Source organism: Microbulbifer agarilyticus (assembly GCF_019800665.1).
Lineage (GTDB): Bacteria > Pseudomonadota > Gammaproteobacteria > Pseudomonadales > Cellvibrionaceae > Microbulbifer > Microbulbifer agarilyticus_C.
This window is the reverse complement of the sequence record NZ_JAHVKO010000003.1, coordinates 209,996-233,463: the sequence shown is the minus strand read 5'-3', so window position 1 is coordinate 233,463 and position 23,468 is coordinate 209,996. Positions and strand designations below refer to the sequence as shown.

The window sequence follows — 23,468 nt, the reverse complement described above, 5'->3', positions numbered from 1 at the left end:
GCCCCCATGGATGGGTTTACGGCGTGTCTCGCAAACGGATCCCGGTAGCAGTGCCGCCACCAAATCCGCTTCGAAGCGCACAAGTAAACCTCAAGACTCCAAAAAATTCCTCAGCATATCGTGCCCGTGCTGAGTCAAAATCGATTCCGGGTGGAACTGCACCCCCTCGATCGACAGCTCGCGATGGCGCAGCCCCATAATTTCATCCATCTCGCCATCTTCCGTCTCGGTCCACGCAGTGACCTCAAGACAGTCCGGCAAACTGCCCTTCTCCACCACCAACGAGTGATAACGGGTCGCCTCAAACGGGTTCGACAGGCCGTTAAACACGCCCAGGTTGTTGTGGATAATAGGCGACGTCTTGCCGTGCATCACTTCACCGGCACGCACCACACGTCCACCGAACACCTGACCAATACTCTGGTGACCGAGGCAGATGCCGAGAATCGGCAGCTTGCCCGCATAGGCGCGAATAGTATCCATGGAGATACCGGCTTCGTTCGGCGTACAGGGCCCCGGGGAAATCACAATCTTTTCCGGGTTCAGCTGCTCAATATCGGCAACGCTGATCTCGTCATTGCGCTTCACCACCACATCCGCACCCAGCTCCGCCAGGTACTGCACAATATTGAACGTGAATGAATCGTAGTTATCGATCATCAGGATCATGATTCGGTTCCTTTATCCTGTGCCGCCTCGCCCAGCCGCTTCTGTAAGCGGGCAAGGGATTCCTGGGTGGCACGCAGTTCGCGCAAAATTTCGGTCTGGCTCGGCGGCATGGAAAGCTCGTCCAGGCGGCGCAACTTGGCCTCTTCCAAGTTGTTCAGCACCACGCCGATAAACAGGTTGATCATCACAAACGCGCCCATCACCACGAAGCTGATGAAATAGATCCAGGCGTAGGGCATGGCATCCATCGCGGTGTACATAATGTCTGTCCAGTCCTCAAAGGTGACGATACGGAACAGGCTCAGCAGTGCGATGGGCAGCGTGCGCCAGTGGGTGGGGTCGATTTCATGAAACAGGAAATAACCTGCCACACCGTAAATGTAAAAAATAATCCCCATCAACAAACTGATATGGAACATGCTGGGCAGGCTGCGTAACAGTGTATCCACCAGCAAGCGCAGCTCTGGGAAAGCGGATACCAAACGTAAGACCCGCAACACCCGCACTAGGCGCGCCAGCGTGGCCATTGGGCCCGCCGCCGGAATCAGGCTGAGCACGATGATGGAGAAATCAAAGCAGTTCCAACCGTTGGCAAAATAGCGCCACGGGCGACGACCTTCGGCGGCAATCTTGATTGCCGCTTCCACCATAAATGCCAGCAGGATCAACTGGTTCACGCCCTGCAACATGCCGTTGAAACGCTCAACCACCCAGGTGGAGGTTTCCAGGCCCACAGCAACCGCGTTGACCATAATCAGGCCAATAATTACCTGGTTGAAGATCGGCGCTTCTACGAGGCGACGGCAACTCTCGGCAAAGCCGCGCCTCTGTTGTACTGATATTTCACTCATCGGTAATACGTCTTCCAATGTTTCAATACGGGTTTCAATACGATTGAGTTATTCACCGGTGGCGATGGCCACGGCGCGGAACAGTGCCCGCGCCTTGTTCATGGTCTCATCCCACTCGGACTGCGGATCGGAGTCCGCCACCAGACCGGCGCCGGCCTGTACAAATACTTTTCCATCCTTGATCACCGCGGTGCGGATCGCGATGGCGGTATCCATATTGCCGTTCCACGCCAGATAGCCCACGGCACCGCCGTAAACGCCGCGTTTTTCTGGCTCCAGCTCATCAATAATTTCCATGGCGCGGATCTTGGGCGCACCGGAAAGCGTACCCGCCGGATGCGCCGCACGCAGGGCGTCGATGGCATTGAGCCCCGGTTTAATCTTGCCGGTCACATTCGACACAATGTGCATCACGTGAGAGTAACGCTCTACCACCATCTTTTCCGTTACCTGCACGGTGCCGGTCTGCGCAACCCGCCCGACATCATTGCGGCCGAGATCAATCAGCATCAGGTGCTCGGCGATTTCTTTCGGGTCCGCCAGCAAATCCTGTTCCAGCGCCAGATCCTGTTCTTCGGTGACACCGCGGCGACGGGTGCCGGCAATCGGGCGCACGGTCATATCCCCATCTTCCAAATGCACCAGGATTTCCGGGCTGGAGCCGACCACCTGGTGATCACCCAGGTCGAGGAAATACATATAGGGAGAGGGGTTCAGGCTGCGCAACGCGCGGTAGAGATTCAGCGGTGGCACGGTAAACGGCGCGGACAGGCGCTGGGACGGCACTACCTGCATGACATCACCGGCGAGGATGTAGTCTTTCACCTTGTGTACGCCCTGCTTGAAGGCATCTTCGCCGAAATGGGAAACAAAGGTGTCTTCGGCGGTGTGCTCCCCGTCAATCCCGAGCGGCTCGACGCTGTCGAGGGGCTGGGACAGCTGGCCGACCAGCTCATCCAGGCGACGCTGCGCCGATTCAAAGGCATTTTCCTGCTGCGGGTCGGCGTGCACGATAAACAGCACGGCACCGGCCAAGTTGTCGAACACTACCAGTTCGTCGCTCACCATCAGCAGGATATCCGGGTTCCCCAGGGTGTCCGGCGGGCAGCTGTCGGCCAGTTTCGGTTCGATATAGCGCACCACGTCATAGCCGAAATAACCGACCAAGCCACCATTGAAGCGCGGCAGCCCGTCGATTTCTGGCACTTTATAGCGGCCGCGGAACTCTTCGACGAACGCCAGCGGGTCATCAACCTGCTTCTGCTCGATCACTTTGCCGTCGCGTTCAACCGTTATCTCATGGCCGGTCACTTTCAGTACGGTGCGCGCCGGCAGGCCGATAATGGAGTAGCGGCCCCACTTTTCCCCGCCCTGTACCGACTCCAGCAGGTAGCTGTAGCGGCCGCCATCGCGGGCAGCGAGTTTCATATAGGTGGTGAGCGGGGTTTCGATATCGGCCAGCACGCGACGTACGAGCGGTATGCGGTTGTATCCTGCAGACGCAAGCTGGGTATATTCGCTGGGGGTCATGGCGACTCCGGTCTGTGCAATGCTTTGTTTGTTCTATCGGGGCCTGGATTTCCCATCGTTGTGGAATCCAACCCGCGGGGAAGGCGCCCGTCGGACCTAGTTGTGTGACTCTTCATCGAGTTAGGTCTTCAGGCTTCAGCGGATCAGCGGCGCCATCGCCAGCTGTTGTTGAGGTGGGCAGTGCAGTTCAATGTCAGAATCTCGCAGCGTCGAGTTGCTTCCCTGTATTCCGGCGAGCAAGTGTACAAAGGTCTCTTGGGGTGGGCAAGCGCCGCTTCGCGGGCGCCTGCCCTGGTGACCAGCAGCTCTCTGCCAGTCCCAAGTCAGTTCTCAGACCTGGGCCAGCTCGGCGCGCATGGCGTTTATGACCTCTGCGTAGTCATCCTGATTGAAGATCGCTGAGCCCGCCACGAAGCTGTCGGCACCGGCTTGGGCGATTTCGCGGATGTTGTCGCGGGTCACGCCGCCATCAATCTCCAGGCGGATGTCGAGGCCACAGTCGTCGATCAGCTTGCGAGCTTCCTTGAGCTTATCGAGGGTGGCAGGAATGAATTTCTGGCCGCCGAAGCCGGGGTTTACGGACATCAGCAGGATCATGTCGAGCTTGTCCATGACGTATTTGGCGGCGTCGAGGCTGGAGGCGGGGTTGAATACCAGGCCCGCCTTACAGCCGAGAGACCTGATCAGCTGCAGGGAGCGGTCGACGTGCTTGCTCGCCTCCGGGTGGAAGGTGATGTAGGTGGCACCGGCATCGGCGAACATGCGGATCATGTCGTCGACGGGCTCGACCATCAGGTGCACGTCGATCGGTGCTTCCACACCATGGTTGCGCAGGGCTTTGCACACCATGGGCCCAATGGTGAGGTTGGGGACGTAATGGTTGTCCATTACGTCGAAGTGCACCCAGTCGGCGCCAGCGGCGAGGACATTATCCACTTCCTCACCCAGGCGAGCGAAGTTGGCGGAGAGGATGGAAGGTGCAATTTTGTAGTCTGGCATTTTTTCGTCTCGGTGCTTGGAGTTGCTCCCCGGCGCTCTGTTTTGGCCCGGTGGCGGCTGGGCACCGGGTGGAGCTTTTCAGGACCGCTGTGAATACATCCCTGTATACTTCGTCGGCAACATCCCTGTTGCCGACGATCCTGAAAAGCTCCACCCGGCACCCAGCCTTCGATTTGAACTTTCTACTATGTAACCGTTTTTGTTATCCCGCTCGTAACCTTTCTTCAAGGTTATTCAGACGCTCAGGCGTACCCACGTCACACCAGTCCCCCGTGTAGACTTCCGCCTGCATCTTGTCTTCGTTATGTGCGAAGACTTCACCAAGGCCATAGCATTCACGGGCATTGGGGTATTCGGTGAGGATTTGCGGGCGCAGGTAGCTAATGCCGGCGAAGGTGAAGCGAGGCTTGGTGCTGCCAGAGAGCAGGCCGTCATCGATGCCGAAGTCCCCCTCCGGGTTGTGCGGCGGGTTGGGCACCATCAGCAGGCGACCGGGGCAGCTTTCCGGCAATGGGGTGGCGACCCACGTGGAAAAATCAAAGTCACACCAGACATCGCCATTCACCACAAAGAAGGGCTCTTCGCCCAGCAGCGGTAATGCCTTGCAGATACCTCCGGCGGTTTCCAGTGGCTCACTCTCTTCCGAATACTGAATCTGCACACCAAAACGCTCGCCGCTACCCAGATGCTCTCGGATCTGGCCGCCCAGGTGTGCGAGGTTGATCACAAGGTTCTTAACACCTGCGGCCGCGAGGCGCTCGATGGCGTATTCGATCAGCGGCTTGCCCAGCACGGGGATCAACGGCTTGGGCGTGAAATCGGTAAGCGGGCGCATACGCTTGCCGAACCCGGCGGCAAGTAGCATGGCGGTAGGCGACTTAGACGCCTTGGGCGGTTGCGATGTCATGCGGTCCTTTTTATTGGGCTTTATTGGGCTGCGTTATTGGGCAGCTAGCGGGCAACGTTCGTTATGAAAGAGCTCGCGTTACGGAGTAACGGTGGTATCGGCCGGCTGCCGCTCGCCGGCAGTGCGGTAGTCGCGATACCAGTCCTGCTGCTCAATCAACGGCATTATTTCAGCCCGGAACCAGCGGGCGAAGGGCTGAAGCTCTGCGTATTTATCGCACACTTCAAGGGTATAGCGAATGACCAACGGCAAATCAGGCAGGTAACCGTGCTTGCCATCCCGCAAATACAGCCGAGGGAAGAGCCCAAGCACCTTGAAGTGGCGTTGCAGACCGATCCAATCAAACCAACGCAAGAAAGTTTCCGGCGCCACTTCGGGAATTACGCCCGCATCGACCGCGGTAGTGGCGTAAGCCAGGGCCCAGTTTTCCACCTGTTCCTGCGGCCAGCGGATATAGCAGTCACGCAGCAATGAGGCGAGGTCGTAGGTGACAGGGCCCCACACCGCGTCCTGGAAGTCCACCACTCCCGGCCGCTCGCCATCGCGAATCATCAGGTTGCGGCTATGGTAGTCCCGGTGCACCAGCACCTGCGGCTGACTACTGGCGCTGTCGAGCAGGTGGGCAAAGGTGTGCTCTATCAGCTGGTTTTCTTCTTCGCTCAGCTCCCGCTGCAGCAGCTTGCCGATTAACCATTCGGGCAGCAGGCGCATTTCCATGTGCAGCAGCTCGCGGTTGTAGGGCGGGAACAGGCCTTCCTGACGCGGGATTTGCTGCAGGCACAGTAGCTCGTTCATCACTTCGGCATACAGGCCGGAGACGCTGTCCGGATTGAGGTCCCGCAGTAACTGCGTGTCACCGAGGTCTTCGAGCAGCATATAGCCATGCTCGACATCGGCGGCGATCACGAGCGGGGTATGGATGCCATTGCGGCGCAGGTAGTCTGCGAGCGCGACAAATCGATTGACGTTGGTCTTACTCGGGGGAGAATCCACCGCGATCAGGGTGGGGGCGGTATCGGTGCGAAAGTAGCGGCGGAACCCGGCATCACCGGACAGCGCCTGCAGGTGCAGGGTCGCCTCCAGCGGCGGCACCCGCAAGGACTCATGGCCTGACTGCAGGGCACGGGCAGCCCACTGGCGCAGCTGTTCTTTGCGCTCATCTGGGGCCTGGGTTACACACTCGTTCATCCACTACCTGCTTGTTCACTTCAACACGCCACCACGGGATTGGCCACTCGAATGGCCCTGAATGGTACCGATGCCGCCCGAAAACCCGGCATTGTAACGACACCCGCCACGCGGTTCACCCGCTAATCTTTGCGCGGCCGGTTTCCATGGCCGCAACCATTCAAGTAGAATCGACCGCTGATTTTGCGGACCGGTTCAAACTTCGCCGATTCGTACTTTTTGACGCCATTCGCGCAACTCTCGCCAACGGCCAGAATCCAAGACAGACTCTAAAGATAGCTGGAACCAATCACTCGATGCTGGAAGCTTCCCGCTGGCGCAGCCTTGCGCTGGCCATTGGACAATTATCACGCCCCCGCCCCCTCGCTTTCGGCCTGCTCGCTGCCCATGCCCTGTGGCCGCTCGCTGCTGCCGCGGACAGCGACGTCGCTTCAACTCAGCTCGAAGAAAATCCGTACCTCTATCTGGACTGGTTTCCCAGAGGCCAGCTGGAGCCTTACCTGCGCAACCAGATCTCACCGATCTGCGGCGGTATGTTTATCGAGCCCGCACGCGACTACCCCAATGCCGACGAGCTGCCGGAAGGCGCGCCACTGCGCGCCACCGCCGACAGCTCCGACTGGCTGGAAGACGGCACGGCGCAATTGCGCGGCAATGTGCACATCACCCAGGGCTACCGTCAGCTGTTTGCCGATCAGGTAAACGTCAACCGCGCAGAAAACACCGCCTACCTGAGTGGCGCCATCGAAATGCGCGAGCCCGGCATGCTGGTGCGCGGCAAGGCCGCCGAGGTACACACCGACAGCAAGGCGGCCTCCATTGAAGACGCGACCTATGTGGTCCACGAAGAATCCGTGCACGGTTCCGCGCGTTTTGCCTCCCGCGAGGCCAGCGGGGAGCTGATTCTGACGCAAGGTAACTATACGCGCTGTGAACCGGACGACGTTTTCTGGCGCATGATCGGTGGTGAAATCACCATCGACAATGTTGAGCGCCAAGGCACCGCGCGTAACGTGCGCCTGGAAATTGCCGATATCCCCGTATTCTATTTTCCCTACATGCGCTTCCCGGTAGGGGATGAGCGCATGTCTGGCTTCCTGTTCCCCAGTATCAGCACTAGCGATGACAACGGCTGGGACATCGCGGTGCCCTACTACTGGAACATCGCTCCGCAAATGGATGCCACCATTGCTCCGCGCTATATCCAGCACCGCGGCACCGGCCTGGAAGTGGAAGCCCGCCATCTCAGCGAATGGTTCAGCACCGAGGCACGCCTCGCTGGCCTGCCCGACGACAAGGGTGGCGACGACGACGACGCGCGACGCCTGATTAATGAAGGCTTCCCGGAAGAGCTGGTATTACCCGCCAAAGGCGAAGACCGCTGGTATGTGAATTTAGACCAGGTAGGCGGTAACGGGGGACCGTGGCGCACCCGCATCGATTTCTCCAAGGTCAGTGACCCAGACTATTTCCGCGACCTCGACACCGCCGAGTTGAAAGCACCGGCCAACGTGAGTTCGCGAGCGCTTACCAACCTCAATCAGACGGCGGAAGCCAGCCTGACCCTGGAGCACTGGAACGCCAGCGTGCGTGTGCAGGAATATCAGCAGCTGTCCAAAGACCGCTTCGATACCTATAGCCAGCTGCCGCGCATCAATGTGAATGGCAACTACAAGTGGAACGACTGGCACCTGATGCTCGACCATGAGATCACCAGCTTCGACCATCAGGATACCCAGACCATCCAATTCATTGCCGACGTCAATGATCCGGGCAGCGTTACCACCAGCACCCGCAATTTCGTAAATGCGCGCCGTGCGCGGGTGGACTACAGCTACGGCTGGGACAAGCAATGGTTGTGGGGTTTTTTCAACCCGCAGGTGGCCGGTATCTATCTCGGTTACGAGCTGTCCGACACCTTCCTCGAAAATCCAGACATGGACACCCCCGAGGCCGCGGCGGCGCAACTGTCTATTGATAGCGGCCTGTTCTTCGAACGCGATGGCAACCTGTTTTCGCGGGAGTACGTGCAAACTCTGGAGCCGCGCCTGTTCCTGCTCGCAAGCTCTAACGCGGATCAATCAGATTTCCTGAATGTCAGCACCAGTCCCGTAGACGGTGGCAACGACCTGCTGTACGACACGTCGCTGTTTACCTTTAGCTACGACCAACTGTTCCGCGACAGCCGCTTTAACGGCAACGATCGAATCGATGATGCCGACCGCGCCGCCCTTGGCCTGACCACCCGGTTTATCGACCCGCGCAGCGGCCGCGACCTGTTTGCCGCCAGTGTGGGGCAGATCTTCTACTCCAATGACAGCCGCATTGAGCTGGCAGGGTTTATCGAGGACGTGCCGCGCTCCGAGTTTGCCGCGCGTCTGGAGAGCCGCCCCACGGGCGACCTGCGCATCAGCAGTGAGCTGATCTACCACGACAGCGATAACACGATTAACCGCGGCAACGTTACCCTGCGCTACCTGGATAACGATTTTCGCCTGTTTAACGTAAGCTACCGCTACCTGCGCAAGGAAGAGCGCCTCGATCCGACCGACACCTTCCTGGTGCAGGGACCGGTACGCCAGGCCGACATTTCTGCAGCCTGGCCAATAAATGATCGCCTTTCGGTCCTGGCTCGCGCCAACTACGATTTCACCTTCGACAGGGAACTGGAATACCTGGCGGGACTCGAATATGACACATGCTGCTACCGCACCCGGGTGCTGTGGCGCCGCGAACTGGACAATGACCTGGCCGACGTCGTACCGCCGGAAGAGCTGGAGTTCGACGAAGGTGTCTATATTGAACTGCAGCTGAAGGGCCTAGCGGGCCTGGGCGGCTCAGTCAGCCGTATTCTGTCCCAGGGCATTGCCAACTTTGAACAACGAGAAGTACTGAAACAGTGATGACAATAATGCAGATGTTCACCTCTCTTCGCCGCGGCCTGCTGGCAGCAGCCGCCGCCAGCGCGATCGCGCTTCCCACCTGGGCCCAGGTTCAACAACTGGACGGTGTGGTAGCCGTAGTGGACGACGACGTGGTCATGGCCAGTGAGCTGCAACAGCGCATCAACACCATCAGTCAGCAGATCGCCGCGCAAAATGTACAGGCGCCGCCAATGGACGTGCTGCGTCGCCAGGTACTGGAGCAGCTTATCGTCGAACGCCTGCAGCTGCAGATGGGTGCACGCGCCGGTGTCACCATTTCCGAAGAAGAACTCGATCAGGCGATCGCGCGGGTACAGCAGAACATGAACCTGTCTCCGGCCCAGTTTCAGCAAAAGCTTGAAGTGGACGGTATCTCCAACAATGCCTTCCGCCAGCAAATTCGCCAGGAACTGATCATTCGCCGGGTGGAGCAAGGCAGCGTGAGCCGCCGTATTCAGATCACCGATCAGGACATCAATAACTTCCTGCGCTCCAAAGAAGGCGAGTTCTGGAAGTCTCCCCAATATGAACTTGGTCATATCCTGATCGCGGTAAGTTCCAGCGCCCCTGCCGAAGAAGTCACGGCAGCGCGTGAAAAAGCTGATGCAGTTTATGAGAAGGCCACTGGCGGCGAAGATTTCCGCGCCCTCGCTATTTCCAACTCCTCCGGCCAGAACGCCCTGCAAGGCGGTGATCTGGGTTGGCGTAAACCCGTTGAGCTGCCGACCCTGTTTGCGGATGCGCTGGACGGCGTGAAGGTGGGTGAAACCACGAAGCCCTTCCGCAGCGATGCCGGTTTCCACATGCTGAAGATCCATCAGCAGCGCGGCGCTACCGAGCAGGTGGTGGAACAGACCAAGGTGCGCCATATTCTGGTAAAAACCTCAGCCATCCGTGATGACGACGCTGCCTACAACCTGCTCACCGATCTGCGCAGCAAGATCGAAGCCGGTGAGCTGAAGTTTGAAGATGCCGCCAAGGACAACTCCGAAGATATCGGCACCATGCTGCAGGGTGGCGATCTGGGCTGGTCCATGCCTGGTCAGTTCGTCCCTGAATTTACTCAGGCCATGAACAACACCCCGGTCGGTGAAATCAGCATGCCCTTCCGCAGCCAGTTCGGCTGGCACATCCTGCGCGTGGATGAGCGCCGTCAGCAGGACATGACAGACCAATACATCCGCAACCAGGCCGCCAACCTGCTGCGCAACCGCCGTTACGAGGAAGAACTGCAGAACTGGCGCCAGGAGATTCGCGACCAGGCCTATGTGGAAATCAAACTGCCGGATGCTGAATCCAGCGACTCCGAGCAAAGCGCCGAGGGCGCCAACGATCCCCAGTAACGCTTTATGGTCCCTCGCATTGCCTTCACCCCCGGCGAACCTGCCGGGATAGGCCCGGAGCTGGCGATCAAAATTGCCAGCTCTGAGCGCCCTGCCTCCGCAACTCGCGCACAAATCATCGCCATCGCCGATCCGGACCTGCTGCAGCAGGAGGCCGCGCGCCAGGGTAAGCCCCTGCAACTGATCCCCTTCGACAGTAACCGTGATGCGGAACCAACGCCCCCAGCTAGCCTGCACATAGTCCCGGTGGCGCTGGCGGAACCCGCCCTGCCCGGGCAATTGAACTCTGCCAACGGCGCCTACGTTCTGGAAACCCTGCGCATTGCCGCGGAGGGCTGCTTACAACGCACTTTTGACGCGGTGGTAACCGGGCCGGTGCACAAAGGCGTCATTAACGAGGCCGGCGTCTCCTTCAGCGGGCACACCGAATACTTCGCCGAAAAAGCCGGCGTGGAAAAGGTCGTGATGATGCTCGCTGCCGATGACCTGCGCGTTGCCCTTGCGACTACCCACCTGCCGTTAAAAGACGTCAGCTCCGCGGTTACCGGACAATCCCTGCAGCAGGTACTCACGATTCTGCACCGGAGTCTGCGCGACCAGTTCCGTATCGAACAGCCGCGCATTGGCGTATGTGGCCTCAACCCCCATGCCGGCGAAGGCGGGCACCTGGGCCGGGAAGAAATCGATGTAATCGAACCCACGCTGAATACCCTACGCTCACTTGGTATCAACCTGATCGGTCCGCTGCCCGCCGACACCCTGTTTACCCCGCCACAACTGGCGCGCTGTGACGCGGTACTTGCCATGTACCACGATCAGGGCCTGCCAGTGTTAAAATTCAAGGGATTTGGGCGCGCAATCAATATCACTCTCGGGCTGCCGTTTATCCGCACCTCGGTGGATCACGGTACCGCCCTCAATATTGCCGGCCAGGGTATCGCTGACACAGGCAGCCTGATTGCGGCACTGGACCAGGCCATCGAACTGGCCCAACTACGCCAGGCTTTTTAGGCCGGCTGTTTAGGCGCGCCTTTTTGACCGGCGCGCAAACTCTTATCCACACGAACGATTCCATGGACAACTTTTTCCAACATAAGGCGCGCAAGCGCTTCGGCCAGAACTTTCTTGTCGACGAAAACATTATCGAGCGTATTGTGCGCGCCATCGGCCCCAAAGAAACCGACAAACTGGTGGAAATCGGCCCGGGCCAGGGCGCCATTACTTCCCTGCTGATCGACAAATGTCCGTCGCTGACCGCAGTAGAGCTGGACCGCGATCTAATCCCCATGCTGGAGTTCAAATTCCGCGACTACCCGGATTTCACTATTATTGAGAAAGATGCACTGAAATTTGATTTCGGCAGCATGGTGAAAGAAGGCGAACAGCTGCGCATCGTCGGCAACCTGCCCTACAACATCTCCACCCCTCTGCTGTTCCACCTGCTGAGCTTTCGCGGCAAGGTAAAAGACATGCACTTTATGCTGCAGAAGGAGGTGGTGGATCGCCTCAGCGCAGTACCCGGAGTAAAAGCCTACGGCCGACTGAGTGTGATGACCCAATACTACTGTCGCGTGCAGGGGTTGTTTCCGGTACCGCCGCAGTCTTTCCGTCCGGCCCCCAAAGTAGACTCCGCCATTGTCCGCCTCGTACCCCACCAAACACTGCCATATCCGGCAGAGAACGAAGCGCTACTGGAGCGCATTGTCAGTGTGGCTTTCCAGCAACGCCGTAAAACCCTGCGCAACGCACTGAAGCCCCTGTTCCCTGACCTAGACCCAGAACAACTACCGGTGGATACCAGCCGTCGCGCGGAAACCCTGAGCGTGAAAGAGTATGTAGAGCTGGCAAACTTCTGCGATAACCTGACTCCACCGCAAACCCAAGCGCAGTAAACGAGAAATACCTTGGCTACTTACGCAATTGGCGATATTCAAGGCTGCTTCGAGCCCTTACAGCGACTTCTAAAAAAAGTCGACTTTAATCCGCATCAGGATAAATTGTGGCTGGCCGGTGACATGGTGCACCGTGGGCATGACAGCCTCGGCACTCTGCGCTTTCTGTACGAGCACCGCAGCCAGGTGACTGCCGTACTCGGCAACCACGATCTGCATTTGCTCGCCATCGCCCACGGTGCCAAGCGCCTCACCGATAAAGAGCACGACCTTGCGAAGATCCTGCGGGCCAAAGATGCGGATACATTACTGGGCTGGCTGCAAAAGCAGCCGCTGATGGTGCATAAAAAAGTAAATGGCAAATACTTTTCTATGGTGCACGCGGGCATACCGCCCATCTGGAGTATGAGCAAGGCTCTGGAGCTCGCCGGCGAAGTACACAAAGCGCTGCAGGATCCGGCAATGGCCGAAGCCTATTTCTTTGGAATGTATGGCAATGAACCACACAAGTGGAGTGACCACCTAATTGGGGTCGAGCGACTGCGCTCGATTACCAACTACTTCACACGTATGCGCTTCTGCAAAGAAGACGGAACTTTGGACTTGGTCACAAAACAGGGGCCGCTGGCCGCACACCACGACTACCATCCATGGTTCAGCTTCAAAAACCGCAAAACAAAAAACGACCGAATTATTTTTGGCCACTGGGCAGCACTGGAAGGAGAGGCCAACACCAAAAATGTTTACGCACTCGACACCGGCTGTGTTTGGGGCGGCTACCTTACTGCGATGAAAATGGAAGACGAATCGTTTTATTGCGCCGATTGCCCGCTGTAAGTACGATTAATATTGTACCGGGACGGACTTCTAGCGAACAAATTTCACACAAATGTGATTCACACCTCACTTTCCTCCCCCCCCGTATCCCCCTCTGCTTTTCTGAATCATCCCTGACTACTTTTTTCTCCGCCCCCCTCGGGTGGGATGCCGCTTGCAGACACCTGACCTCTAATCGATCTTCCGTTTTTGTACATGATTTCAGTCGCCCGTCGGTTTGAGGGGGCTCGTGTAACGATGGTGAAGCAGCCTGCGGCAACACATAAAAGCCGTGGCTGGCAGAGAATCGACAATAGAAAAAATAAGGTCAAAGAGCATGCAAGCATCCTCACACTCCCGGGGGAGTGCCCGCCGCGTACAATTAAGTTCGCTGCTGGCCATGGCGGTCGCCGCCGCCACCCACAGTACCGCTCAGGCGAGTACAAACTCTGAACTTTCCATGGTCAATATTCCTGGCACCATCCAGCCTGCAATTGGCTGCAGCGGTGAGTGGCAGCAAGCCTGCCCTGAATCACAGCTTACCTATGACGCAGAAGATGACCTATGGCAGGGCACCTTCACCCTTCCTGCGGGCGAGTACAAATATAAAGTCGCGATCAACGGCAGCTGGGATGAAAACTATGGTGGCAACGCCGATGCTAATGGCCCAGATATCCCGCTGAACATTACCGCAGAGCAGTCCGTTAAATTCATCTACGACCACGAGACTAACTGGATTACTGACAACGTTAGACACACTATTGTGACTGCTGCAGGCAATTTCCAAAGTGCATTGGGCTGTCCAGGCGATTGGCAGCCACAATGCCTGCAGACTTTATTGCAGGATGTAGACGGCGACGGTATTTACGAGTTTATTACCGACGAAATTCCGGCCGGTGACTACCTCATGAAAGCAGCACTTCATGAAGGGTGGGACGAGAGCTACGGCGACAACGGTGCCGACATCGCATTTACCGTAGAAGCGGGCAAAGAAATCTACTTCGCTTTCGACAGCAATACCAAGAAAGTCGTAGTCAGCACCGACGGCGTTCCCCGTGGCGACCTGACCACCGACAAGGCACACTGGGTAGATGCCAGCACTATACTGTGGCCGGTTACCATGCCAGAAGGCGGCAGCGCCAAACTGGTTGTCAGCGACAGCGCCGCACTTACCCTGGGTCCTGACGGCGTTTCCGGTGATAGCGAAATTGCGCTGACAGTAAATGCAAATGGCGCGTCCGAAGAAGCCCTCGCTAAATTCCCACACCTTGCGAATTCAACAGCCCTTACCGTGCCCGAAACTGCGGATTTGTCCGCGCTGGTAAAAGGCCAGCTGGCGGTTGCCATTTTTGATGCAGAAGGCGCAATTGTGGATGCCACCGGTATTCAAATGCCGGGTCTGCTAGATGACGCTTTTGCGTATGAAGGTACTCTCGGAGCCACCGTTGGCGAGAACGCCGTCGAATTCGCACTGTGGGCGCCAACCGCAAAATCCGTCAAGGTACACCTGTTCGACAGTGGCGATCAGTTAGAACCCAGCAGCAATGTAGTGATGACGGAAAGCAACGGCGTGTGGACGGCTTCCACCAGCATCGACTGGGACCGCAAGTTCTATATGTACGAAGTGGAAGTCTATTCCTACGCGACACGAGCAATCGAAAACAACTGGGTTTCCGACCCCTACTCTCTGAGCCTGTCCACCAACTCCTACAAGACCCAGATCGTCAATCTGAATGATGATGACCTGAAGCCTGAAGGTTGGGACTCGGTAATGAAACCGTCTCTCGATGCGGCGGAAGATATCTCCATTTATGAACTGCACGTGCGCGATTTTAGTATTGCGGACGACATGGTGAGTGAAGCGGCTCGCGGCACCTTCGCAGCATTTGCTGAAGACGGTCGCGGTAGCCTGCACCTGGCAGAACTGGCGGCAGCGGGCCTGACCCATGTACACCTGTTGCCGGCATTCGATTTCGCCACGGTGAATGAAGATCGCTCCGCACAGAAAACCACCGAAGACCTCAGCGTCTACATGGCGGACAGCAGTGAGCAGCAGGCAGCGGTGAACGCGATCCGTGATGAGGATGGCTTCAACTGGGGATATGACCCACTGCACTTCACCGTGCCCGAAGGTAGCTACTCCACCGATCCCAACGGTGTACAGCGCATTATCGAATTCCGCGAGATGGTGCAATCGCTGAGCGACGTTGGCCTGCGCGTGGTGATGGATGTGGTGTACAACCACACCAGCTCGTTTGCTCAGTACGACAAGTCCATTCTCGACAAAATCGTTCCAGGCTATTACCACCGCCGCAACGGTGAAGGCTTTGTGGAAATGAGTAGCTGCTGCGCGAATACCGCCAGTGAGCACGCCATGATGGAGAAGCTGATGCGCGACTCCATGAAGGTCTGGGCCACCGCCTACAAGGTGGATGGATTCCGCTTTGACCTGATGGGGCATCACACCAAGCAAAACATCCTCAATGTGGCAGCGGATATGGAAGCGCTCACCACCGAAACAGACGGCGTAGATGGCTCGTCCATTTACCTGTACGGCGAAGGCTGGAACTTTGGTGAAGTTGTTGATGATGCACGCTTTGAGCAGGCACGTCAGGGCAATATGGCAGGCACCGGCGTCGGCACCTTCAACGATCGCATTCGCGATTCCGCGCGTGGTGGCAACCCGTTCGGTGGCTTTGAGGAACAGGGCTTCAGTACCGGCCTGTTTACCGATAGCAATGGTAAATTCGGCGGTGATGATGAGCGTGCTACTCTTTTGACCCTAGCAGACAAAGTACGTATCACCCTCGCCGGTAACCTGGCAGGTTACGAGTTGGAAACTTCAAACGGCACCACCATGACCGGCGCCCAACTGGAGTACAATGGTCAGGCTACGGGCTATACCGCGGACCCACAGGAGTCGATCAACTACGTCGCCGCGCACGACAACGAGACGCTGTTTGACGGCATCCAGATCAAGGCCAATAGCACCACCAGCCTGGCGGACCGTGTGCGTCTGCAGAACTTCAGCACCTCGCTGGTGATGTTCGCCCAGGGTGTTCCGTTCATCCATGCGGGCCAGGAAATCCTGCGCTCCAAGTCCATGGACCGCGACAGTTATAACTCCGGTGACTGGTTCAACGCCATCGACTACTCCCTTGCCACCGACAATTGGGCCGCCGGCCTGCCGATCGCTGACAAGAATGAAGACAAGTGGGAGCTAATGGCACCGCTGCTGGCGAACCCGGATATTGCACCACAGCAGTCCGATCGCGAATTTGCGCTAGCGGTATTCAAAGAGCAACTGCAGATCCGCGGCAGCAGCAAACTGTTCCGTCTGCCCACCAAGGAAGCGATTGATTCTGTGGTGTCCTTTGCCAACACTGGTCCCGAGCAGATCCCCGGGCTGATCGCCATGCATTTGAACGATCCAGCCGGCGACTTTGATGAAGAGACCTCGCAGATCCTGGTGCTGTTCAACGGCGGTGCGGAAGCGCAGGAGTTTACCCTCGCATCCGCCGCGGAATTGCCGTTTGCCCTGCACGAAGTGCAGCAGGCATCCGCAGATGAGGCACTGGCCGATGCAACCGCAGACGCTGGCGTGTTCACTGTTCCAGCACGTACCACTGCGGTGTTCACCCTGGCCCGTGAAGACGACAGCTCTATCCCCGAAGATGAGGAAGAGCTGGAAGATGACCAAGGTGAGGATGAGGACAACGACTCCAGTGGCGGCGCCACCGGCTTCGCCCTCCTCGCTCTGCTCGCCGCTGCTCTGCTGCGTCGCCGCTTCTTCTAATTAGCGACCCGTTATCAGGCAATAAAAAACCCGGCTATATGCCGGGTTTTTTATTGCCGTCTTTTAGGCGCTTCCTTGCCAAGAGCGACTTACCGTCAAGAGCTACTTGCCATATCCCTGTGGGTTCTGCGACTGCCAGCGCCAGGTATCTTCCACCATACGCTTCAAATCAAACTCAGCTTTCCACTTCAGCTCTCGCTCGGCAAACGCTGGGTCGGCGTAACACTCGGCAATGTCACCTGCGCGACGCGGAACAATCGCATAGGGAATTTCTTTGCCAGCCGTTTCGGCAAAGGCCTGCACGATTTCCAGCACCGAGCTGCCACGGCCGGTGCCGAGGTTATAAGTATAGCAACCTGCCTCTGTAGCTCCATCCTCAAGCTTGGTAAGCGCTGCCAGGTGGCCGCGCGCCAGATCTACCACATGAATATAGTCGCGCACCCCGGTGCCATCCTGTGTGTCATAATCATCGCCGAAGACCTGTAACTGCGGCAGACGTCCGACCGCGACCTGAGCTACGTAAGGTAGCAGGTTGTTCGGAATACCCGCCGGATCTTCGCCAATGGTGCCGCTTACATGGGCACCGATCGGATTGAAATAACGCAGCAAGGTAACTTTCCACTGGTTGCCCGGCGCCTTGCACAGGTCGCGCAGCATATCCTCAACAATCAGTTTGCTGGCTCCATATGGATTAGTAGCCCCAGTAGGGAAGTCTTCGCGAATGGGCACAGTCTCCGGGTCTCCATAAACGGTGGCGGAGGAACTGAAGATTAACTGGCGGACGCCCGCTTCTTCCATCACCTCACACAGGGTCAGGGTACCGGCGACATTGTTCTGATAATAACGCAGTGGTTGAGCAACAGATTCTCCCACCGCCTTGAGCCCGGCAAAGTGAATCACCGCCTGTATCTCGTATTGCGCGAATACACGACGCAACGCTGCCGCATCGGTAATATCCACCTTGTGGAGCGGTACCGAGTGGCCGGTGATCGCTTCGACGCGCTGCAGGGCTTCCTCACTGCTGTTATACAGGTTATCCACCACTATTGGCTCAAAGCCGGCCTCAATCAGCTCCACGCAGGTGTGACTGCCGATATACCCCGCGCCTCCGGTCACCAAAATCTTCATCTGTCCCCCAATTCCTCTTCCATTCTTCTGGCCTCTGCCCGCGCAAGAGCCATTATTCGGGCCAAATACAACCAGGGTGTTATTGCACCCGATTACCTGTGACGGATTTTACGTCGTCAATCCGCTTCGCAAAACTGACGCGCCAATCGACGCATCTTGTCACTATCCACCTTTCAAGGCCACAGCGCTGACTATCCTGAAAGTGCGGGACCTGTTAGCAGGCCCCTGTTGCGACAGCAGCATCGTCGCGCACTCAATAGGTAATAACGATAGCGTTCCCGCTCTTCCAGTCTCACCGGAAATAGTTTGCGGGATGTATTCGCGGTCATCACACGCTGCAGCGCAGTTGGCACTCCACGGCAGGAGGCCGATTACTGACGCGGTACGCTACAGGGAGTCGTAAACCATGTCGATATTCAATCACTACCTGGAACGCTATGAGTCGATTCAGGAGGAAGAACTCACCATCCAGGAGTACCTGGAGCTGTGCAAAAACGACCGCAGCGCCTATGCCTCCCCGGCAGAGCGCATGCTGATGGCCATCGGTGAAGCCGAGCTGGTGGATACCTCCCGCGACCCACGACTCTCACGTATCTTCTCCAACAAGGTCATCAAGCGCTACAAGGCGTTCAGCGAATTCTATGGCATGGAAGAAGCGATCGAGCAGATCGTTTCCTTCTTCCGCCATGCGGCCCAGGGGCTGGAAGAGAAGAAACAGATTTTGTACCTGCTGGGTCCGGTGGGTGGCGGCAAGTCATCTCTGGCCGAACGACTCAAGGCGCTGATGGAGCAGATCCCCATTTATGCCATTAAAGGGTCCCCGGTGTTTGAATCACCACTAGCACTCTTCTCGCCCACCGAGGACGGCCAGATCCTGGAAGAGGACTACGGCATCCCGCGCCGCTATGTAAACACCATTATGTCCCCCTGGGCCGTCAAGCGCCTGCACGAATACAACGGCGACATCACCAAATTCAAGGTGGTCAAAATCCGCCCATCGATCCTGGATCAGCAGGCAATTGCCAAAACGGAGCCTGGGGACGAGAACAACCAGGATATTTCTGCCCTGGTGGGCAAGGTCGATATCCGCAAGCTGGAAGATTTCCCGCAGAACGACCCGGATGCCTACAGTTTCTCCGGCAGCCTGTGCCGGTCGAACCAGGGCCTGATGGAATTTGTGGAGATGTTCAAGGCGCCAATCAAGGTGCTGCACCCACTGCTGACCGCAACCCAGGAAGGCAACTACAACAGTACCGAAGGGCTGGGTGCCATTCCATTCAACGGCGTGATCCTGGCGCACTCCAACGAGTCTGAGTGGCAGTCGTTCCGCAACAATCGCAATAACGAGGCCTTCCTCGACCGCATCTATATCGTCAAGGTGCCCTATTGCCTGCGGGTTCAGGAAGAGATCCGTATCTACGACAAGCTGCTGGAAAACAGTTCGCTGTCGAAAGCGCCCTGTGCGCCCGACACCCTGCGCATGCTGGCACAATTCTCGGTGCTGTCACGCATCAAGAACCCGGAAAACTCCAGTGTGTTTTCCAAGATGCGGGTCTATGACGGCGAGAATCTGAAAGACACAGATCCCAAGGCGAAGACCATTCAGGAGTACCGCGACAATTCCGGTGTCGATGAGGGAATGAACGGCCTCTCTACCCGGTTCGCGTTCAAGATCCTGTCCAAGGTGTTCAACTTCGACGCGACCGAAGTGGCCGCCAACCCGGTGCATCTGTTGTATGTGCTGGAACAGCAGATTGAGCAGGAGCAGTTCCCTCCGGAGATTCAGGAAAATTATCTGGGTTTTATCAAGGAATACCTGGCGCCGCGCTATGTGGACTTTATCGGCAAGGAAATCCAGACCGCATACCTGGAATCCTATGCCGAGTACGGCCAGAACCTGTTCGATCGCTACGTGACTTACGCCGACTTCTGGATTCAGGATCAGGAATACCGCGACCCGGAAACCGGTGAGATTCTGGATCGCGCGGCACTGAATGAGGAACTGGAAAAAACCGAGAAGCCCGCGGGCATTTCCAATCCGAAGGATTTCCGCAACGAAATCGTCAACTTTGTCCTGCGCGCCCGTGCCGGCAACCAGGGCAAGAATCCGGACTGGAGATCCTACGAGAAGCTTAAAGCAGTCATCGAGAAAAAAATGTTCTCGAACACCGAGGATCTGCTGCCGGTCATTTCGTTTAACACCAAGGCGTCTGCGGACGACCAGAAGAAACACGCGGACTTTGTCGCACGGATGGTGGAACGCGGCTATACCGAGAAGCAGGTGCGACTGCTCTCCGAGTGGTATCTGCGGGTGCGCAAGTCTCAGTAATCAATCGGGGTTTGTGTCTTGAAGTCCGACGGTGGCGGCCCTGCCACCGGTGGAGCTCTCCGAGACACGCCGTGAACCCATCCCTGGGGGCTTGTCCGTCGGGTCCCTCCGACGGACAGTCTCGAAGAGCTCCACCGGTGTCAGGGCCTTCAGACAACCCATCCAGCTCCGTAGGCAGCGTAGTTGGTATTGATTGCTTGGCATATGCCGAATTTGCAGCGGCCTAGGTCAGCAATATAAGGCAGTACTATGAGCTACATCATCGACCGTCGCCTGAATGGCAAAAAGAAAAGCACCGTGAATCGCCAGCGTTTTTTACGGCGTTACAAGGCGCACATCAAGAAAGCTGTCGGCGAAGCTATGAATAGCCGATCGATCACCGATTTAGGTAAAGGTGAAAAGATCAGCATCCCCACCCGCGACCTCAATGAGCCGATCTTCTCCAATGGACGCGGTGGCCATATGGAACAGGTTTTGCCGGGCAATAAAGAGTTTGTCACCGGCGACCGGATCCCACGTCCCGGACAGGGGCAGGGTCAGGGCAGTGGCGGCAGTGGCGCCAGTGATAGTGGCGAGGGAATGGATGAGTTCGCCTTCCAAATTTCACAAGATGAATTCCTTGAGTTCATGTTCGAAGGCCTCGAGCTTCCGAACATGGTCAAGCGCAAGCTTGCCGGCAACGATGCCTTTCACGTCGTGCGCGCAGGCATTTGCAACGAGGGAACGCCCGGACGGCTGAATGTAGTTCGCTCCATGCGCGCGGCAAATGCACGCCGCATTGCGCTGAGCGGCGGCAAGCGTCGCAACCTGAAACTGCTGGAACAGGAGTTACTGGCAGAAGAAGAAAAGGATCCGGCGCTGCGCGACCAGCGCAAGCTGGATGAGCTGCGCGTAAAGATTGAAGATCTGCGTGCCCGCGTGGGTCGCATCCCTTTCCTTGACGACTTTGACCTCAAGTACAACCTGCTGGTGAAACAGCCTCGCCCCAGCTCCAAGGCGGTGATGTTCTGTTTGATGGATGTATCCGGCTCCATGAACCAGGCCACGAAGGATATGGCCAAGCGGTTTTTCTTGCTGCTCTACCTGTTCCTGCAGCGCAGCTATGAATACACCGAGATCGTGTTTATTCGCCATCACACCAGTGCCAAGGAAGTGGACGAACAGGAATTTTTCTACTCTCGCGAAACCGGCGGCACCATCGTATCCAGCGCGCTGAAGATGATGCGCAACATCATGCGGGAACGCTATCCCGCCAGTGAGTGGAATATTTACGGTGCCCAGGCATCCGATGGCGACAACTGGAACGACGACTCCAGCACCTGCCACAAAATTCTCATCGACGACATCATGCCGCACGTGCAGTACTACTCCTATGTGGAAATTACGCCGCGAGACCACCAAGCCCTGTGGGATGAATACCAAAGCGTGGCGGATGTGTTCCCGGAGCACTTCGCCATGGAACAGATCATTGATGTCGGCGATATCTACCCGGTATTCCGCCAGCTATTTACCCAGAAGGTTGCCGCCTGATGCTTGATACAGCACTCAATAACAAGCAGCCCATCTCCACCACCTCAGAGTGGACCTTCGAACTCATTCAAGAGTACGACCGGGAAATCGCGCTGCTGGCCAAAGAATTTGGCCTCGACACCTACCCCAACCAGATTGAGGTGATCAGCTCCGAGCAGATGATGGATGCGTACTCGTCCGTGGGCATGCCAGTGGGCTACAACCACTGGTCCTTCGGTAAGCAGTTCATCAGTGTGGAGAACAACTACCAGCGCGGACGTATGGGCCTGGCCTACGAGATTGTGATCAATTCCAATCCGTGTATCGCCTACCTGATGGAAGAAAACACTATGACCATGCAGGCGCTGGTCATCGCGCATGCCTGCTACGGGCACAACTCTTTCTTCAAGGGCAACTACCTGTTCCGCACCTGGACCGATGCCAGCAGCATCATCGATTACCTGCTGTTTGCAAAAAACTATATTGCCCGCTGCGAAGAGCGCTATGGCGTTGATGAAGTAGAGGCGTTGCTGGACAGCTGTCACGCGCTGATGAATTACGGCGTAGACCGCTACAAGCGCCCCTACCCGATTTCCGCCCACGAAGAGGAGCGCCGTCAGAAAGAACGCGAAGAATATCGGCAGCGCCAGTTAAATGATCTGTGGCGAACCATCCCCAAACTGGGGGGCGGCGAAGAAGAAGCGACGGTACAGCGCTTCCCCGATGAACCGCAGGAAAACCTGCTCTACTTTATCGAAAAAAATGCACCGCTACTGGAAAACTGGCAGCGCGAACTGATACGCATCGTGCGCAAAATGGCGCAGTACTTTTACCCACAGCGCCAGACCCAGGTAATGAACGAAGGCTGGGCAACCTTCTGGCACTACACCCTGCTTAACGAGTTGCACGCCAAGGGTAAGGTCACCGATGGCTTTATGATGGAGTTCCTGAGCAGCCACACCAGTGTGATCTACCAGCCACCGTATGACAGCCCCTACTACAACGGCATCAATCCTTACGCGCTGGGTTTCAGTATTTTTACCGACCTGCGCCGCATCTGTGAGAACCCCACCGACGAGGATCGTGCCTGGTTCCCGGACATTGCCGGTAGTAACTGGAAAGAAACCCTGCAGTTCGCAATGCGCGACTTCAAGGACGAAAGCTTTATCCTGCAGTTCCTGTCACCGAAGGTGATGCGGGACATGAAGTTGTTCTGCATCTCCGATGACGATCGCGAGAAAGAAATTGAGGTGGGAGCCATCCACAATGAGGATGGCTATCGGGAGCTGAGAGCGAAGCTTGCCGGGCAATACAACCTGGGCAATCGCGAGCCAAACATCCAGGTGTACTCCGTCGATACCCGCGGCGACCGATCGATCACCCTGCACCACACACAGCATCAGCGCCGACCTCTGGGTAAAGACACACTCGAGGTACTCAAGCATTTGCATCGGCTGTGGGGATTCGACGTGCATCTGCATAGCCTCAACGGCGATGAAATCACCGCGAGCTATCATTGTCCAGAGCAGGGAAGAGACCGATCAGAATTGGAAGAGTCCATGCTGGTGCCAAAGCCGATCTGATATC

General features: G+C 57.1%; 16 protein-coding genes. 9 read left to right on the top strand and 7 right to left on the bottom strand.

Annotation, left to right across the window (positions count from 1 at the left end):
* Positions 1-90 precede the first annotated feature (90 nt).
* From KUV22_RS06670 to KUV22_RS06645, 6 genes are all read right to left on the bottom strand, one after another.
* On the bottom strand, positions 91-669 hold the full coding sequence (locus KUV22_RS06670) for an anthranilate synthase component II (protein WP_222229565.1): 579 nt from the start codon (positions 667-669) through the stop codon (positions 91-93).
* On the bottom strand, positions 666-1,520 hold the full coding sequence (locus tag KUV22_RS06665; RefSeq protein WP_222229563.1) for an ion transporter: 855 nt from the start codon (positions 1,518-1,520) through the stop codon (positions 666-668). Before KUV22_RS06665 ends, KUV22_RS06670 begins: the two co-directional genes overlap by 4 nt.
* Before the next feature lie 48 nt (positions 1,521-1,568).
* On the bottom strand, positions 1,569-3,050 hold the full coding sequence (trpE, locus tag KUV22_RS06660; RefSeq protein ID WP_222229561.1) for an anthranilate synthase component I: 1,482 nt from the start codon (positions 3,048-3,050) through the stop codon (positions 1,569-1,571).
* 330 nt (positions 3,051-3,380) lie between these two features.
* A complete protein-coding gene (rpe, locus tag KUV22_RS06655) occupies positions 3,381-4,049 on the bottom strand; it encodes a ribulose-phosphate 3-epimerase (RefSeq protein ID WP_222229559.1) in 669 nt (222 codons plus the stop codon).
* Positions 4,050-4,251: 202 nt separating this feature from the next.
* Positions 4,252-4,956 carry an N-acetylmuramate alpha-1-phosphate uridylyltransferase MurU gene (gene murU, locus KUV22_RS06650; RefSeq protein ID WP_222229557.1) on the bottom strand — a complete coding sequence of 235 codons (705 nt, stop codon included), beginning with the start codon at positions 4,954-4,956 and terminating at the stop codon, positions 4,252-4,254.
* Between the two features lie 78 nt (positions 4,957-5,034).
* Positions 5,035-6,144 (bottom strand): aminoglycoside phosphotransferase family protein, encoded by a 1,110-nt coding sequence (locus tag KUV22_RS06645; protein ID WP_222229555.1) that lies wholly within the window; start codon positions 6,142-6,144, stop codon positions 5,035-5,037.
* Positions 6,145-6,440: 296 nt separating this feature from the next.
* On the opposite strand from KUV22_RS06645, the gene KUV22_RS06640 reads away from it, so the two are divergent.
* The 6 genes from KUV22_RS06640 to pulA all read left to right on the top strand — a co-directional run bounded on the left by KUV22_RS06640 (position 6,441) and on the right by pulA (position 16,915).
* Positions 6,441-9,047, top strand: coding sequence for an LPS-assembly protein LptD (locus KUV22_RS06640; protein WP_222229553.1), 2,607 nt, complete (start codon positions 6,441-6,443; stop codon positions 9,045-9,047).
* The gene (locus tag KUV22_RS06635; RefSeq protein ID WP_222229551.1) at positions 9,047-10,411 is read left to right on the top strand and encodes a peptidylprolyl isomerase; all 1,365 of its coding nucleotides are present in this window, start codon (positions 9,047-9,049) and stop codon (positions 10,409-10,411) included. The genes KUV22_RS06640 and KUV22_RS06635 overlap by 1 nt, the downstream gene beginning before the upstream one ends.
* Before the next feature lie 6 nt (positions 10,412-10,417).
* Entirely contained in the window at positions 10,418-11,422 is a 1,005-nt protein-coding gene (pdxA, locus tag KUV22_RS06630) for a 4-hydroxythreonine-4-phosphate dehydrogenase PdxA (RefSeq protein WP_222229549.1), read from the top strand.
* 62 nt (positions 11,423-11,484) lie between these two features.
* Positions 11,485-12,303, top strand: a complete 819-nt coding sequence (gene rsmA / locus KUV22_RS06625) for a 16S rRNA (adenine(1518)-N(6)/adenine(1519)-N(6))-dimethyltransferase RsmA (RefSeq protein ID WP_222229546.1) — start codon at positions 11,485-11,487, stop codon at positions 12,301-12,303.
* A 12-nt stretch (positions 12,304-12,315) separates the two neighbouring features.
* A complete protein-coding gene (locus tag KUV22_RS06620) occupies positions 12,316-13,140 on the top strand; it encodes a symmetrical bis(5'-nucleosyl)-tetraphosphatase (RefSeq protein ID WP_077400085.1) in 825 nt (274 codons plus the stop codon).
* 316 nt (positions 13,141-13,456) lie between these two features.
* Entirely contained in the window at positions 13,457-16,915 is a 3,459-nt protein-coding gene (gene pulA / locus KUV22_RS06615) for a pullulanase-type alpha-1,6-glucosidase (protein ID WP_261319242.1), read from the top strand.
* 102 nt (positions 16,916-17,017) lie between these two features.
* Here pulA and galE read toward each other — a convergent pair whose 3' ends face one another.
* A complete protein-coding gene (galE, locus tag KUV22_RS06610; RefSeq protein WP_222229545.1) occupies positions 17,018-18,043 on the bottom strand; it encodes a UDP-glucose 4-epimerase GalE in 1,026 nt (341 codons plus the stop codon).
* A gap of 406 nt (positions 18,044-18,449) precedes the next feature.
* On the opposite strand from galE, the gene KUV22_RS06605 reads away from it, so the two are divergent.
* The 3 genes from KUV22_RS06605 to KUV22_RS06595 all read left to right on the top strand — a co-directional run bounded on the left by KUV22_RS06605 (position 18,450) and on the right by KUV22_RS06595 (position 23,464).
* Positions 18,450-20,372 (top strand): PrkA family serine protein kinase, encoded by a 1,923-nt coding sequence (locus tag KUV22_RS06605; protein ID WP_222229543.1) that lies wholly within the window; start codon positions 18,450-18,452, stop codon positions 20,370-20,372.
* A gap of 249 nt (positions 20,373-20,621) precedes the next feature.
* On the top strand, positions 20,622-21,902 hold the full coding sequence (locus KUV22_RS06600; RefSeq protein WP_222229541.1) for a YeaH/YhbH family protein: 1,281 nt from the start codon (positions 20,622-20,624) through the stop codon (positions 21,900-21,902).
* On the top strand, positions 21,902-23,464 hold the full coding sequence (locus tag KUV22_RS06595) for a SpoVR family protein (protein ID WP_222229539.1): 1,563 nt from the start codon (positions 21,902-21,904) through the stop codon (positions 23,462-23,464). Before KUV22_RS06600 ends, KUV22_RS06595 begins: the two co-directional genes overlap by 1 nt.
* Positions 23,465-23,468 lie beyond the last annotated feature (4 nt).

Bases quoted from the DNA above. Each gene is read 5' to 3' on its own strand.
- KUV22_RS06670 (WP_222229565.1), bottom strand. From the start codon at position 669: ATGATCCTGATGATCGATAACTACGATTCATTCACGTTCAATATTGTG.
- KUV22_RS06665 (WP_222229563.1), bottom strand. From the start codon at position 1,520: ATGAGTGAAATATCAGTACAACAGAGGCGCGGCTTTGCCGAGAGTTGC.
- trpE (WP_222229561.1), bottom strand. From the start codon at position 3,050: ATGACCCCCAGCGAATATACCCAGCTTGCGTCTGCAGGATACAACCGC.
- rpe (WP_222229559.1), bottom strand. From the start codon at position 4,049: ATGCCAGACTACAAAATTGCACCTTCCATCCTCTCCGCCAACTTCGCT.
- murU (WP_222229557.1), bottom strand. From the start codon at position 4,956: ATGACATCGCAACCGCCCAAGGCGTCTAAGTCGCCTACCGCCATGCTA.
- KUV22_RS06645 (WP_222229555.1), bottom strand. From the start codon at position 6,144: ATGAACGAGTGTGTAACCCAGGCCCCAGATGAGCGCAAAGAACAGCTG.
- KUV22_RS06640 (WP_222229553.1), top strand. From the start codon at position 6,441: ATGCTGGAAGCTTCCCGCTGGCGCAGCCTTGCGCTGGCCATTGGACAA.
- KUV22_RS06635 (WP_222229551.1), top strand. From the start codon at position 9,047: ATGACAATAATGCAGATGTTCACCTCTCTTCGCCGCGGCCTGCTGGCA.
- pdxA (WP_222229549.1), top strand. From the start codon at position 10,418: ATGGTCCCTCGCATTGCCTTCACCCCCGGCGAACCTGCCGGGATAGGC.
- rsmA (WP_222229546.1), top strand. From the start codon at position 11,485: ATGGACAACTTTTTCCAACATAAGGCGCGCAAGCGCTTCGGCCAGAAC.
- pulA (WP_261319242.1), top strand. From the start codon at position 13,457: ATGCAAGCATCCTCACACTCCCGGGGGAGTGCCCGCCGCGTACAATTA.
- galE (WP_222229545.1), bottom strand. From the start codon at position 18,043: ATGAAGATTTTGGTGACCGGAGGCGCGGGGTATATCGGCAGTCACACC.
- KUV22_RS06605 (WP_222229543.1), top strand. From the start codon at position 18,450: ATGTCGATATTCAATCACTACCTGGAACGCTATGAGTCGATTCAGGAG.
- KUV22_RS06600 (WP_222229541.1), top strand. From the start codon at position 20,622: ATGAGCTACATCATCGACCGTCGCCTGAATGGCAAAAAGAAAAGCACC.
- KUV22_RS06595 (WP_222229539.1), top strand. From the start codon at position 21,902: ATGCTTGATACAGCACTCAATAACAAGCAGCCCATCTCCACCACCTCA.